This window comes from Collinsella sp. TF12-2AT (assembly GCF_003436735.1).
Lineage (GTDB): Bacteria > Actinomycetota > Coriobacteriia > Coriobacteriales > Coriobacteriaceae > Collinsella.
In genome coordinates this window covers 106924-121083 of sequence record NZ_QSQK01000001.1, presented here as the reverse complement: position 1 = coordinate 121083, position 14160 = coordinate 106924, and the positions used below count along the sequence as shown (strand labels likewise).

Here is a 14160-nt window from a genome sequence, read left to right as displayed (position 1 = left end):
AGAGGCATGATTGTTTAAAGCGCAAAGAGTGCGCGACGGGCCCCGCGAATGGGGCGATGATGCCCGAGAGGGCCAAGAAGGAGTCTCATGTCCGAGAACGAAGAGATCATGAACGAGACCGAGAACGAGACCATGGCTGCCGAGGTCGAGGCAGTCGAGACCGTGGAGACCGAAGCTGCTGAGGTTGAGGCTGCTGACGAGGTTTCCGCCGAGGAGGCCGAGGTTGTCGAGGCCGCCGCTGATTACGATGACGAAGAGCTGATGGACAAGATGCAGAAGGCCGCCCGCCTGCTGCGCAGCCGTCGCTTTGCTATTTCCAAGGAGGAGGAGGCCAAGGCCGAGCGCATGGCGAACATCGAGCGCGCCATCAAGCTTCTTGACCTCAAGCCCAAGATGGAGCAGAAGGAAATGTCCGACCTGCTGGGCATGCGCCTTCGTGAGCTCGATGGCCTGATGGCCGAGGCCGAGGCTGCCGATCTGGTCGGCCGCATCGACGACGCCGAGGGCGATATGCGCAAGATCGTTGTCTTCGCTGCCGAGGATGCCGCTGAGGGCCTGACCGAGCTTGCCAACAAGAAGGAGAAGCTCCTGCCCGAGCTTTCTTACGAGGAGGCCACCGAGCTGATGGCCGCTCTCGATAAGGTTATCGCTCCGCTCGTCGCCATGGGCCTGGACGAGGACCGCGGTCCTCGCGGCGGCCGTGACGAGCGCGGTGGGCGTGGCGGCGACCGTGGCGGTCGCGGCGGCTTTGGCGATCGCGGTGGTCGTGGCGGTGACCGCGGCGGCCGCGGTGGCGAGCGCGGTGGCCGTGGCGGCTTTGGCGACCGTGGCGGCGACCGTGGCGGTCGCGGCGGCTTTGGTGGCAACCGTGGTGGCTATGGCGATCGCGGTGGCAACCGTGGTGGCTTCGGCGGCAACCGTGGCAACGACCGCGGCGGTCGCGGTGGCGACCGTGGCGGCCGCAACGGTGGCGGCTTCCGCGGCAACCGTTTCTAATTAGTTACGGCGTTTTACCAAACGCCGTAACCACTTGACGCTGCAAACCCGCCAGAGCGGCAATCTGCCTTTCAACTTCGGCGGCATGACCAGAAGGTCAATGCCGCCTTGTTTCAAGGCACCTTGCTCGCTCTGGCGGGTTTTCGCTGTCGGTACCAAGACATCGGCGTTGCCTTAATCCAAGCCTGCCAAAAAGTAGTCATTGGGGACGTTCTTAAACGACTACATAGCATGAGAGTGGATAATCTCCCGGTTTGGGCCTGTGTTCGAGCTCAAAGTGGGAGATTATCCACTCTCATTTGTTGTGTGTGCGAAAATCCACGCTCGTTTCTATTCCGCCTACATTTGTAGGAACAGTTCGTGGAGGCGGGTGTCTTTATCGAGTTCGGGGTGGAAGGTTACGCCGAGCTGGTTGCCCTCGCGGGCGGCGACGATGCGGCCATCGACCTCTGCCAAGGCCTTGGCGTCGCCGTGGACCTCGACGATGCGGGGCGCGCGGATAAACGTCAGCGGCACTTCACCGTCGATGCCGTCTACCTGTCCCTTGGTGCGAAAGCTGCCGAGCTGCCTGCCGTAGGCATTGCGCTCGACAAGTACATCCATGGTTGCCAAACGCGGCGTGCCCTTATCGTCATGGGCGGCAAGGTCGTGAGCCAGCAGAATCAGGCCGGCGCAGGTGCCCAGGACGGGCATGCCTTTGGCGATGCGGGCACGAAGCTGCTCGAGCATGCCCAGCTCATCAAGCAGCTTCCCTTGAACGGTGGACTCGCCGCCGGGGAGGACCAGGCGGTCAAAGCTCTGCTTCAAATCAGCCGCCTGCCTCAGCTCAATATAACGTGCGCCCAGCTCGGACAGCCTCGCCTCGTGCTCGGTAAAAGCACCTTGGACCGCCAGCACGGCGACCGTCTGGTCTGCGTAATCGCTCATGTGCGATCCTTTCTGCTGGACTAGCGTCCGCGCTCCTCCATGATGATCTCGATCTCGTCGGCGTTGATGCCCACCATAGCCTCGCCCAGGTCCTCCGAAAGCTCAGCGATGAGTTTGGCGTCGGTGAAGTTGGCCACGGCCTTAACGATGGCGGCGGCGCGCTTGGCGGGGTCGCCGCTCTTAAAGATACCCGAGCCGACAAAGACGCCCTCAGCACCCAGCTGCATCATCAGCGCGGCGTCGGCGGGGGTCGCTATGCCGCCGGCGGCAAAGTTCACGACGGGAAGCTTGCCTGTGGCATGGACCTCGCGGACCAGCTCAACCGGAACCTGCAGTTGCTTGGCTGCCTCAAAGAGCTCGTCGTCGCGCAGAGCGACAACGTCGCGGATCTGCTTTTGGATTTTGCGCATGTGGCGCACAGCCTGGACGACGTCGCCCGTGCCCGGCTCGCCCTTGGTGCGAATCATCGTGGCGCCCTCGGCAACACGGCGTAACGCCTCGCCCAGGTCGCGGGCACCGCAGACAAACGGCACGTCAAACTGGGTCTTGTCGATGTGGTAGACATCGTCGGCAGGGGAGAGGACCTCGGACTCATCGATGTAATCGATTTCGATGGCCTGCAGGATCTGCGCCTCGACAATGTGGCCGATGCGGCACTTGGCCATAACGGGGATGGAGACGGCTTCCTGGATGCCCTTAATCATCTTGGGATCGCTCATGCGCGAGACGCCACCCGCGGCACGGATGTCGGCCGGGATGCGCTCAAGCGCCATGACGGCGCAAGCACCCGCCTCTTCGGCGATGCGTGCCTGCTCGGGCGTGGTGACGTCCATGATGACGCCGCCCTTGAGCATCTGCGCGAGCTCGCGGTTGAGTTTAACGCGATCGGCCTTGCTGGTCTGTTCTGCCATGGTTGCTCCCTTGGTTGGCATGTGTATTGCTTGACGGAACATCCTATCGGGGAGCTGGGTATGGCGAAATACTCAGTTTTCGAGATAATAGCAAGGTCAGACTAATGCCAGATTGAATGACTCGATAAGGTCAGGTGACAAACTCATGCTTGACTATAATTTGGAAAACCGCGGCGAAGCATCGCTCTATGAGTATGTTTACCAGCAAATTCGAGATGATATTGTAGCTGGACGTATTGCGGCGGGGGAGCATCTTCCGTCTAAGCGCGCCTTTGCCAGTCATCTGGGAATTAGTGTCATTACAATCGAAAATGCATATAGCCAGTTGCTTGCCGAGGGTTATATTTGCTCAAAGCCGCGCTGTGGTTACTACGCGTGCGAGCTTCCCGATGCACCGGTTTTGGCTTCGGCTGCGGAGGGCATCGACCGAGATGACGCCTCCGTGGGCCCCAGCGCGCATGATGTCAACGGACAGGTCGAGCGATTCGATGCGCTTTCTCCTTCCGCCTTGGAGGCGGCGCGGCTTTGGCAAAGTGCGCTACGGGCGACGCTGACGTCCGAAGACGAACGTGAAATCTTTTCGCCCGCACCGGCGCAGGGCACCGCTCGACTGCGACGTGCGATTGCGCGCCATCTGCGCGGGACAAGGGGCATGAATGTCAATCCCGACAATATCGTTATCGGTGCGGGCGCCCAGCTGCTCGATACCATGTTGGTTCAGTTGCTTGGCGCGGACAAGGTGTATGCCGTCGAGGATCCAGGCTATTTGCGCTTGACGCGCATCTATCAGGCCATGGGTTGCGAAGTGCGGCATGTCCCGTTGGATGCTGAGGGCGTGGACTTGAGCGCGCTGCAGAAAACCGGGACCGATGTCCTTCACCTGATGCCGTCTCATCAGTATCCGACCGGTCTTGTGACGAGCATTGCACGTCGCTATGCGTTGCTGAGCTGGGCCGCCGAGCGGCCAGGTCGGTATCTCATCGAAGACGACTTTGATTGTGAGTTTCGCCTTGCCGGCAAGCCGATTCCCGCGCTCGCGTCGATCGATGCCGCCCAGTCGGTTATCTACACCAACACGTTTTCGAAGAGCCTTTCATCGGCGTTACGTTTGGCGTACATGGTGCTGCCCGATGAACTAATGGAGAGGTTTAAACGCAACCTTGGTTTCTACGCCTCGTCGGTAAGTTCTGTTGATCAGGTTGCCTTGGCGCGTTTGCTGGAATCGGGTGATTACGAGCGACATGTGAACCGCGTGCGCGTTCGTGCTCGTGGGGCGCGTGATGGCCTGGCGGCGCTTGTACGGAAAACGTTTCCGGCAGGGGAAGTCTCGATCGAGTACGCGGACGCCGGCCTTTACTGCGTCGTGGCCGTGGAGTGTGACGCGGGCGGAAGCTCTTTTGCACGGGCCCTCACGCGCTCGAGCATCCCTTTTATCGATATCGGTGACTGTTTTTGGTGTGCCGATGGCGCATCTGTCCCTGAAAACTCAACTCAAATTCTTGTTCAGTATGACGATCTGAGTCCAAAAGTACTAACTACCTTGGAATTGCAGCTAATGGGGGGGCACTCTGCAACCTAAGTGAGTAGACTTTTAGCACTTTGGCGACCAGGCAGTTTTGTAACAAGCTATCTACCTGCGGTTTTGAAAAGCAGGATGACCGGCCTGCTCGGGATGTTCAAAAAAGTCTACTCACTTGCCGCGCAAAGCTCCTGCATGAGAAAAAATGGGGTTTTCAACAGGGCTTCGTCCAGCTCTCGGCAAGCTTTTGGCCAGTTGGGGAGGGCTGTTGAAAACTTGGCAGTCCGTTCGGCGCCATTTTTGGTGCGTTCGCGCCAATGCGTGACTGACTGGGTTGAAATTCGTGTTTTCCTGTGCCTATGAAGGATCTACTTTGTGACATATCAGCTTTTAGGTACTGGCGTTTGCCTCCTCAAGTCCGCGCTTTGTGTCCGCCGCTTCCACGACCGGAAGAAGACCGGCAGCGATATGATCTCGCCCGCAACCCGACGGCTGCGGTCGCGCTCGGTTTTCCGTTGTATACATTGGTTCGGTCGAGAAACAAACGGACTTGTCCTGCCAGCATTAGGCAGCGGCTGTTTCTTGGTGAGCTTCCCAGGGAATCCGTGCTGGGAACGGAGCATGGGGTTTTGATTACGTCTCCTCTACTGACGGCATTCATCATGTTGCGGCATCTGACGGATCTTCAGCTTCTTTTGGTATTGGCGGAGATGTGTGGCTTGTTTGCGGTGTGTGCCCTGCCGGCGGCACTTGAGGCGGAGCTTTCGCGTGCAATTGATTCGGGCGCGATTTCGACAACGTTCGGTTGGGTGCGCTGCCCGTCCGAGGACGGCACCGCCTCAAATTTATGGCGTCGAGACGCTTTGGTTTTGGGCGGAGACCTTGACCGTTTTTGTTCAGATGTTTGCGGGATGCGTTACGGCAATAGATTTATAGCGGTATCGCAACTCGTTCCATTGGGCGCCGCGTCGCCTTTTGAGGTCGAGGCGTATTTGCTACTTGCACTGCCGCGATCCCTGGGAGGCGAAGGTTTTTGCGGCATAGAGCTTAATGTTGAAGTGATGCTAAGCACAAGTGCTCGAGCGATTGTGGGAAAGTCCCGTGTATATATCGACCTACTTCTTTCTTCGCCGGACGGCAGGCGACAGGTGGCCATTGAATGTCAGGGAAAGGCCTCGCACGGACGCGCAGGGGATGGCTTGCGTGACGCTGACCGCATGACGGCCCTTCAGGCCATGGGCTACGATGTACTTCTCCTGACACACAGACAGATATCCGATGAGGATAGATTCCGCGCGATCGTTAAGGCCATATGCAGGATGCTCGATGCTGAATATCGTGATAAAAGCTCAGATGAGCAAAGGGCTGAGACATTACTCCGGTCTGAACTATTCGTTGACTGGACAAAATTGGGAGTAATCGACGGAAAGATGCCCGTTAGACGCAAAACAGCTCGATCGTGGACGGCTGCGGTTCTAAGTGAGTAGGCTTTTGGCACTTTGGCGACCAGGCCGTTTTGAAACAAGTCATTTACCTGCGACTTTATAAAGCAATACGGATGGTCTGCTCGGCAAGTTTCGAAAAGTCTACTCACTTAGTTTTTGACGAGAGACCGATGCCGAAGATAGCTCTATTTCAGGGCGTTAACGAGTCCTCGAGACACAAAAAGGCCCGAACCAATACGGTCCGGGCCTTCTTCGAGCTAGAGGTTATGTCTCAGGCAGTTGGCTTAGCCAAAGTAGCGCTTGAGCAGGCCAGCGAAAGCCTTGCCGTGGCGGGCCTCGTCGCGAGCCATCTCGTGCACGGTGTCGTGGATGGCATCGAGGCCAGCGGCCTTGGCGCGCTTGGCAAGATCGGTCTTGCCGGCGGTGGCGCCATTCTCGGCCTCAACGCGCATCTCGAGGTTCTTCTTGGTGGAATCGGTCACGACCTCGCCCAGGAGCTCGGCGAACTTGGCGGCATGCTCGGCCTCCTCGTGGGCAGCCTTCTCCCAGTACAGGCCGATCTCGGGATAACCCTCGCGATGAGCAACGCGAGCCATGGCCAGGTACATACCGACCTCGGAGCACTCGCCCTCAAAGTTGGCGCGCAGATCGGCAACGATGTCCTCGGAGACGCCCTCCATCTTGGCGACGCCCACGACGTGCTCGGCAGCCCACTCGAGCTGGCCCTCCTCCTGCTTCAGGAAGCGAGAGCCGGGAACGCCGCACTGGGGGCACTTGAAATCCTCGGGCAGCTGGTCGCCGTCGAACTCTTCCACATAACCGCAAACGGGGCAAACAAACTTCATGATTCGATCCTTTCGATCGATGGCGATGGTGCGCTCGTCCGGTCCCGTAAGGGCCCTCTCCGGACGTGCGTCTTGACGAGTTCTATTATCCATAAATGAGACCGAATGTGAAGCCTATTAGGAATGATTTTTAATAAAACAATTTAAGCATGTGTAGATGTTGATTGATTAACGATTGCTAGACCTCGTGCGACCTCCGATGAGTACAATCGGTCGAGCAAATGTTGACCAATCAACAAATGAAGGAGCTTCCTTTATGCATCTAGCCCGCCGCGCCTGGTGCCGAACGTATCAAACGGTTTTTCGCATCGCATTGCCGGTGCTGCCCTATACCGAGCCACGCATTTTAGAGCACGCTGAGGAAGTGCCCGCAGTGCTTCAAAAGCGTTCAATACACCATGTTCTTATCGTGACAGATCCCGGCATTGCCCGTCTGGGGCTCACGGCACCGCTCGAGACAGCGCTCGCGTCCAAGGGAATTAGCGCTGCGGTCTATGCCGAAACATGTGCGAACCCCACGGTCTCAAACGTGGAGGAAGCGGCATCTCTGTATCGAGAGAGCGCCTGCCAGGCCATTATCGGCTTTGGCGGCGGTTCGGCCATGGACTGCGCCAAGGGCGTGGGCGCGCGCATCGCGCAGCCAAAGAAGCCCATCAACAAGATGCGCGGCCTGTTGCGTATCCATCGTCGCCTGCCGCTGCTCATCGCCGTTCCCACCACGGCGGGCACGGGAAGCGAGGTCACGCTTGCAGCGGTAATTACCGACGACGAGACGCACTACAAGTATCCCATTAACGGCTTTGTGCTGATCCCGCGCTTTGCGGTGCACGACCCCGAGTTTACGCGCGGCCTGCCCGCCTCCATTACGGGGCAAACGGGCATGGACGCCCTGACACATGCCGTCGAGGCCTTTATCGGGCGCAGCACCACGCCCTATACGCGCAAGATGGCGCGCCAGGCGGTGCAGCTCATCCACGACAATTTGCTCGAGGCCTATGAGTGCGGTGGCAACATGCGTGCGCGCCGCAATATGCTTTCGGCGGCGTATAAAGCGGGCGTTGCCTTTACGCGCTCTTATGTTGGATACGTCCATGCCATCGCGCACAGCCTGGGCGGGCGTTACGGGATTCCCCACGGCTTGGCCAACGCCATCATCCTGCCGCACATGCTTCGCGCCTATGGCGAAGCTGCTGCTCCCAAGCTCGCCGATCTCGCCCGCATGGCCGGCATTGCGCCGGCTAATGCGCTGGACAACGTGGCTGCTGAGGCCTTTATCGATTGGGTCGACCGCATGAACGCCGCCTTGGGCATACCCAAATATGTGACGGGCATTCGCCGCTCCGACATTCCTGAGATGGCGGCGCATGCCGATGCCGAGGCCAATCCCCTGTACCCCGTTCCGCTTTTAATGGACCGTTTGGAGCTCGAGCATATGTACGAGGTCGTTGCGGGTGGTATGTTTGAAGACGAGAACTAGGAGGGCCCATGAACACCGAGGAAATCGCGCGCATCGTTGCCGATCAGCGCGCCTATTTTAAGACGCACGCCACGTTTGATGTCGATGCTCGACGTCGTGCGCTCGTGAGTTTACGCGATGCGGTGCGGGCCCACGAGGCCGATATTGCCCATGCGCTCAAGACCGATTTGGGAAAGTCGCATGACGAGGCGTATATGTGCGAGATCGGCACCTCGCTTTCCGAGATTCGTTATCAGATTGCGCATGTGGCTCGATGGAGTCGCTCGCGCCTGCGTCCGTGTGACCTCGCCAACGCCGTGAGTGTGTGCAAGACGCAGTCCGTGCCCTATGGCGTCACACTCATCATGGCTCCGTGGAACTACCCGTTTTTACTGACGCTCGAGCCACTCGCCGGCGCCCTTGCCGCGGGCAATACCGTGGTCATCAAGCCGAGCGCCTATGCTCCGGCATCGAGCGCGGTGCTCAAGCAAATCTGTGAAGAGGCATTTGATCCGCGCTTGGTGACGGTCGTCGAAGGCGGGCGTGCCGAAAACGAAGCGTTGCTCGATGAGTGCTGGGACAAGATCTTCTTTACCGGTAGCGTTCCGGTCGGCAAGCTCGTCATGGAGCGTGCAAGTAAAAACCTCACACCCGTGACGCTTGAGCTGGGCGGAAAGAGTCCCTGCATCGTGGATGCGACGGCTAACTTGAAGGTCGCGGCACGCCGTATCGCCTTTGGTAAATGGCTCAACGTGGGGCAGACCTGCGTGGCGCCCGACTACCTGCTGGTCGATGCGCGCGTGCACGACGAGCTGCTGGACCTCATCAAGGAGGAGGCCCGCCGCATGTTTGGCGAGCATCCGCTCGACAATGAGAATTACGGTCATATTGTCAACGCCAAGCATTTCGCGCGCGTACGCGGGCTGATCGACCCCGACAAGGTTGTGCTGGGAGGTACCGCGCGCGAGTCGTCGCTCAAGATTGAACCGACGATTTTGGACGGCGTGGCGCCTGAGGACGCCGTAATGCAGGAGGAGATTTTCGGCCCCATCTTGCCGGTGCTGTCGTTTGAGAGCCTAGACGAGGCCGAGACGTTTATTACGGATCGTCCGACGCCGCTGGCCCTGTATATCTTTAGCCAAGACCGTGAGGTTCAGCAGCGCTTTGTGCGTTACGTGCCCTTTGGTGGTGGCTGTGTTAATGACACCATTATGCATTTGGCCACGAGCCATATGGGCTTTGGCGGCATGGGGGCGAGCGGTATGGGACAGTACCATGGACGCGAGAGCTTCGATACGTTTAGCCACAAGAAGAGCATCGTGAACAAGGCAACGTGGCTGGACGTGCCGTTCCGCTATGCCCCTTACGCAAGCTGGAAGCGCAAGTTCGTGCGCATGTTTGTGCATTAGAATCAGATGACATAGGGATAAACAAAGTGGCCGCCCCCGCGTAAGCGAAGACGGCCATTTCTCACGATGAAAACGTGTATCGGAGTTGGCAAGACCCGCTGCCACGGGTGCCATCCGTGTTCCCATCTTATCTGCAAGCGTTCCGTTGCGCAAGCGTTGCGGCAAACGATTGAAAGACGCAGACAGGATGAATTTGTGTCCGCACGGGCCCGTAGACTTCTCAACTACGTTGTGGATGCTCGCTAATCGGTAATGGAGGCGCACGTGTTTGATGACGATGACCTGTTCGATCTGACAGACGATCCGTTTGAGTGGGATATGCTACTCGATGACGATGAGTTGGAGCAGGACCGTAAGAAGCGGCAGGGCAAGAAGACGCGGGATGACGCTTCGAAAAAGCAGGACAAGCGTCGCCGAGGTCTGTTCGGCGGGCTCTTTGGGTGACTGTCTCATCGCCGCGTCTGTATACTAAACAGGTCTTATACGCGTTGCGAAATGAGGACAGAGACGATGATGTGGTTTACCGCCGACCTGCACCTGGGCGATACGAATATCTTGCACGACATGGATCGACCGTTTGATTCGGTCGAGGAGATGAACCGCAAGGTCATCGATGCCATCAATGAGTGCGTGGCTGTGGACGACCGCCTCTATATCTTGGGAGACTTTACCTATCGTTTGCCCCTGGCGGAGGCGGTGCGCCTGCGCGAGCGCATCGAATGTCAGAACGTAACGCTCATCCGCGGTAACCATGACGGCGACTGGGAAGATCCAGACGCGCCGCACATTTGGGATGAGGTGCGCGATTATCTGGAGGTCGCCCCCGGTTACGCGAAGGGCCATCGCCTGGTAATGAGCCATTACCCCATGCTCAGCTGGAACGGCAAGGCGCGTGGCGCCATCATGTTGCACGGGCATATCCACAGCAGGGGAGACCGCACCAACGCGCGCAACCGCGATCGCGAGCGCCCGGTTCTGCGCTACGACGTTGGCCTCGATGCCAACAACTACAAGCCCGTAAGCCGTGACCAAATCCTAGGCTTCTTTGGACTGTAGCTGTAAGTGCAGGTAGAATGAACGCGCCGCGCGGATGGTCTGTGCGGCGCGTTTCAGTAGGAGCGATGAATCCATGAGGGCTATCCAGCGCATTAACCATAACGCTGCCATCTGCGAAGACGGCGCGGGGCGTCAGCTTATCGCGCTGGGTCGCGGTATCGGCTTTGGCGATATGCCGCATGAGGTCGACCTGGATGTCATCACGCGTACCTTTTACGGCATTGATTCAAAGTACCTGGCGTTTATTGATGAGGTCGACCCCGAGGTGCTGGAGTTTTCTGCTCAGCTGGCTGATATCGCAACCGGACAGCTTTCGTACGAATTGAGCCCTAACCTCCCCATTACACTGGCGGACCATATCCAGTTTGCCATTAAGCGCGCCCGCGAACACATGGTGGTGTCGTTGCCGCTCGAGCGCGATCTGGAGCAGCTGCATCCCATCGAATACCGCTTGGGCGAGCTGGCTGTTCGCGGCATCCAGAAAAGCTTCCGTGTGCGTATGCCCCGAAGCGAGGCCGCGGGCATTGCCATGTCGATTGTCAACGCATCGGTTAAGCCGAGCGAGCGGCGCGTGCTTGCCGAGCAGCACGAGGAGCGACTGCTCGATATGACGGTCGCGATTATTCAAGAAGAGTTGGGTGTGACGGTCGATCGCTCGTCGTTCGCCTTTGCCCGCTTTGCCACTCATGTGCGCTATCTGCTCGACCGCGTGGCAAAGAAAGAGCCGATCGATACCGAGAACTCCGGTCTTTACGACGTGCTCGTGGAGCAGTATCCGGCGGCATCGCGTTGCGCTCACCGTGTCGACGATCTGATTCAAGAGACCTTTGGCGAGCCATTGGCCCAAGAGGAGCTCGTCTATCTGATCATGCATGTGAATCGCGTGGCTTCTGTCCACTCGGATAAATAGGCTCTCTGGTATTTCCTTTCCGTCATGGCGACCGTTCGCGGGTCGTTTGCTACCGTTCGTCGGTAATCTGAGCCGCAACGAACGCATCTGCCGCATATACTCGCCGTGTGTTGGGTGTTACTCACGGCGCAGCTCCGAGAGGCACTACCGATTCTGCCGAGACCATAATTGGGTCTCTGTCGGTTGTGCGCGGGGCTTTTTTCATGTCGATCCACCCGGGAATCACATGCAAATCAATCTCTTGCCAACTGGTATCGCGCGCTGCGCAGGCGCGAGCGGAATCGTGCGTCTTGGTGCCGTGAAGTCCCACGGCCTTTAGTTGGAAGAGAAGGGATTCGACATGGCTGTCGATAACAAGAAGATTGCCGAGGACGTGCTCGCTGCCGTCGGCGGCGCCTCCAATGTGACGAACGCGACGCACTGCATGACCCGCTTGCGTCTGAACCTCAAAGATCAGTCCATTCCCAATGATAATGAAGTTAAGAAGATCAAGGGTGTGCTGGGCGCACAGTGGTCTGGCGGCCAGTATCAGGTCATCATTGGCCAGAACGTGCCGAAGGTCTATGACGCCGCCATTGCGCTGGGCGTCAAGGGCGAAGGCTCCATTGACGAGAACCTCGATGACGGCACCAAGGAGCCACTGACGGTCAAGACTGCGGGCAAGAAGGCCCTTAACTACCTGTCCAAGACAATGTGCATGACGATCCCCATTATCATGGGCGCCGCCATGTTCCGCACACTTGCCGTACTTTGCGGCGACGGCATGCTCGGTATCTGGTCTGCCGATTCTGACATCTACAACTTCTTCTACAACTGGATTTACAACGCCGGCTATTATTTCCTCCCTGTCTATCTGGGTTGGGCTGCCGCAAAGCAGCTCGGCTGCAGCCAGCCGCTCGGCATGATGCTCGGCGGCGTGCTCATTGCCCCCGAGTTCATGACGTTGGTCAACGCCGCTGCGGATTCTGGTGCTACGACCACGATGGTTTACGGCGTGCTCCCGGCTCAGCTGAACAACTATTCTGCGACCGTGCTCCCCATGCTGCTGTCTATGCCGGTGCTGATGGTCGTCGAGAAGTTCATGAAGAAGATCATCCCCGACATGCTCTCCACGGTGTTTGTGCCCGTGTGCACCATGGCTGTGATGACCCCCGTTTCCCTGTGCGCCCTAGCTCCGATTGGTTCCATTCTGGGCGACCTGGTCGGCAACTTTATGTTCGGCCTCGGAAACGCTGGCGGCATCGTCACAATCCTCTCCCTCGTCGCCATTGCCGCGCTTTGGGAGTTCCTGGTTATGACCGGTATGCACCATGTTCTGATTGCCCTCGGCATTGTGCAGGTGCTCACCTCAGGGTCTGACTCCTGCGTTATGGTCGCGGGTGCTATCGCTCAGTTCGCCACGTGGGGCATGGCCTTCGGTGCCTTCCTGCGCCTTAAGGAGGTCGACGAAAAGGGCGCTATGCTTGGTTTCTCGCTCTCCGGCATTGTCGGTGGCGTGACGGAGCCCGCGCTGTATGGCTGCGGCTTTAAGTATACTCGCTGCCTGGGTGCCATGGTCGCGGGCGGCGCTATCGGCGGCCTGATCGCGGCTCTCACTAATGTGACCACGTATGTTTTGGGCGCAACTAATATCCTTGGTATTACAGGTTATGTTGCAGGCGGAACTGCTAATCTCGTATGGGGCTGCGTTGCATCGGGCACTGCATTTGTTGCCGCCGCTGCCATCGCCTACTTCTTTGGCTTTACCAAGGAGCAGCTCGACGAAGACGCTGCTGCCGCCAAAGCCTAAAGCATCCGTTCGGTAGGACAATTATCTGGGGCACTTGGCTGCGCTTCAAGTGTCCCTTTCCGTAGATGGGGGTCAATATGAAGCAATTGCTCATTCGTGCCGATGATATCGGTTATTCGTATGCCGTTAACCTGGGGATTGCCCGCAGTATCAATGAGGGCCTGGTGCGCTCGGCGGGACTTATGCCCAATATGCCCGAGGCCGAGCGTGGCTGGTCGCTCGTGGCGGATGCCGGCATTGCGGTGGGTCAGCATACCAACGTGTGCCTGGGCAAGCCGTGTGCCGACCCGGCGCTCATTCCGAGCATGCTCAACGAGAATGATGAGTTCCATAGCAGCCGTACCTTCCGCGATCATTTTAAGCGCGGCGAGGAGTTGATAGACTTCGACGAGGCCTGCATCGAGATCCGCGCGCAGCATGACCGCTTTGTCGAGATCGTGGGCCGCGAGCCCGATTACTTTGAGGCCCATGCCGTCATGAGCAAAAACCTTAACCGAGCGATCTCGGCGGTTGCTCAGGAGCTGGGCCTTAAGGAGCAAAAGGCGAGCTTCGACCCCGCGGCTGTGGTGCATTGCGGAGATACTGATCTGCGCATGGTGATGCGCTCGATGGAGCCGGGCTACGAGCCCAAAGAGGCAATCATGCAGACGGTTCGCGGGATGGTGGACGGCGAGACGGTCGTCTTTGTGTGCCATCCGGGTTATCTCGATCGTTTTATCCTGGAGAACAGCTCGCTCACGACCGATCGTACCAAGGAAGTCGATGCACTGATCGACCCCGAGCTTCGCGCTTGGCTCGAGTCTCAATCCGATCTTCGCCTGATCGACTACCGCGACCTGTAAGGACCCAAGTCACCACAAAGGGGACAGTCGCCTTTGTGGTGGTTCTGGCGCCGTT

General features: G+C 58.4%; 13 protein-coding genes. 10 read left to right on the top strand and 3 right to left on the bottom strand.

Annotated features, from left to right (window positions below; genetic code table 11):
* The first annotated feature begins 87 nt into the window (after window positions 1-87).
* Window positions 88-996: a hypothetical protein gene (locus DXD24_RS00485; protein WP_117645762.1), complete on the top strand. Its 909-nt coding sequence runs from the start codon at window positions 88-90 to the stop codon at window positions 994-996.
* A 339-nt stretch (window positions 997-1335) separates the two neighbouring features.
* On the opposite strand, the gene pdxT is transcribed toward DXD24_RS00485, so the two are convergent.
* A complete protein-coding gene (pdxT, locus tag DXD24_RS00480) occupies window positions 1336-1923 on the bottom strand; it encodes a pyridoxal 5'-phosphate synthase glutaminase subunit PdxT (protein WP_117563526.1) in 588 nt (195 codons plus the stop codon).
* Window positions 1924-1943: 20 nt separating this feature from the next.
* Window positions 1944-2834: a pyridoxal 5'-phosphate synthase lyase subunit PdxS gene (pdxS, locus tag DXD24_RS00475; protein WP_117563525.1), complete on the bottom strand. Its 891-nt coding sequence runs from the start codon at window positions 2832-2834 to the stop codon at window positions 1944-1946.
* 145 nt (window positions 2835-2979) lie between these two features.
* On the opposite strand from pdxS, the gene DXD24_RS00470 reads away from it, so the two are divergent.
* Together DXD24_RS00470 and DXD24_RS00465 are read left to right on the top strand one after the other, a co-directional pair.
* On the top strand, window positions 2980-4413 hold the full coding sequence (locus DXD24_RS00470) for a PLP-dependent aminotransferase family protein (RefSeq protein WP_117645760.1): 1434 nt from the start codon (window positions 2980-2982) through the stop codon (window positions 4411-4413).
* A 545-nt stretch (window positions 4414-4958) separates the two neighbouring features.
* Window positions 4959-5840: a hypothetical protein gene (locus tag DXD24_RS00465; protein WP_089573344.1), complete on the top strand. Its 882-nt coding sequence runs from the start codon at window positions 4959-4961 to the stop codon at window positions 5838-5840.
* Between the two features lie 242 nt (window positions 5841-6082).
* Here DXD24_RS00465 and DXD24_RS00460 read toward each other — a convergent pair whose 3' ends face one another.
* The gene (locus DXD24_RS00460; RefSeq protein WP_070097113.1) at window positions 6083-6646 is read right to left on the bottom strand and encodes a ferritin family protein; all 564 of its coding nucleotides are present in this window, start codon (window positions 6644-6646) and stop codon (window positions 6083-6085) included.
* Between the two features lie 253 nt (window positions 6647-6899).
* Between DXD24_RS00460 and DXD24_RS00455 the strand changes: the two genes are divergently transcribed.
* The 7 genes from DXD24_RS00455 to DXD24_RS00425 all read left to right on the top strand — a co-directional run bounded on the left by DXD24_RS00455 (window position 6900) and on the right by DXD24_RS00425 (window position 14105).
* A complete protein-coding gene (locus DXD24_RS00455) occupies window positions 6900-8120 on the top strand; it encodes an iron-containing alcohol dehydrogenase (RefSeq protein ID WP_117645758.1) in 1221 nt (406 codons plus the stop codon).
* Window positions 8121-8128: 8 nt separating this feature from the next.
* Window positions 8129-9508, top strand: a complete 1380-nt coding sequence (locus DXD24_RS00450; protein WP_117645756.1) for an aldehyde dehydrogenase — start codon at window positions 8129-8131, stop codon at window positions 9506-9508.
* A gap of 264 nt (window positions 9509-9772) precedes the next feature.
* A complete protein-coding gene (locus tag DXD24_RS00445) occupies window positions 9773-9952 on the top strand; it encodes a hypothetical protein (protein WP_117563521.1) in 180 nt (59 codons plus the stop codon).
* A 66-nt stretch (window positions 9953-10018) separates the two neighbouring features.
* Window positions 10019-10564, top strand: coding sequence for a metallophosphoesterase (locus tag DXD24_RS00440; protein WP_231500841.1), 546 nt, complete (start codon window positions 10019-10021; stop codon window positions 10562-10564).
* Window positions 10565-10637: 73 nt separating this feature from the next.
* On the top strand, window positions 10638-11474 hold the full coding sequence (locus tag DXD24_RS00435) for a PRD domain-containing protein (RefSeq protein ID WP_158548887.1): 837 nt from the start codon (window positions 10638-10640) through the stop codon (window positions 11472-11474).
* 340 nt (window positions 11475-11814) lie between these two features.
* Entirely contained in the window at window positions 11815-13263 is a 1449-nt protein-coding gene (locus DXD24_RS00430; protein WP_117645754.1) for a PTS transporter subunit EIIC, read from the top strand.
* 77 nt (window positions 13264-13340) lie between these two features.
* The gene (locus DXD24_RS00425; protein ID WP_117563517.1) at window positions 13341-14105 is read left to right on the top strand and encodes a ChbG/HpnK family deacetylase; all 765 of its coding nucleotides are present in this window, start codon (window positions 13341-13343) and stop codon (window positions 14103-14105) included.
* The last annotated feature ends 55 nt before the right edge of the window (window positions 14106-14160 follow it).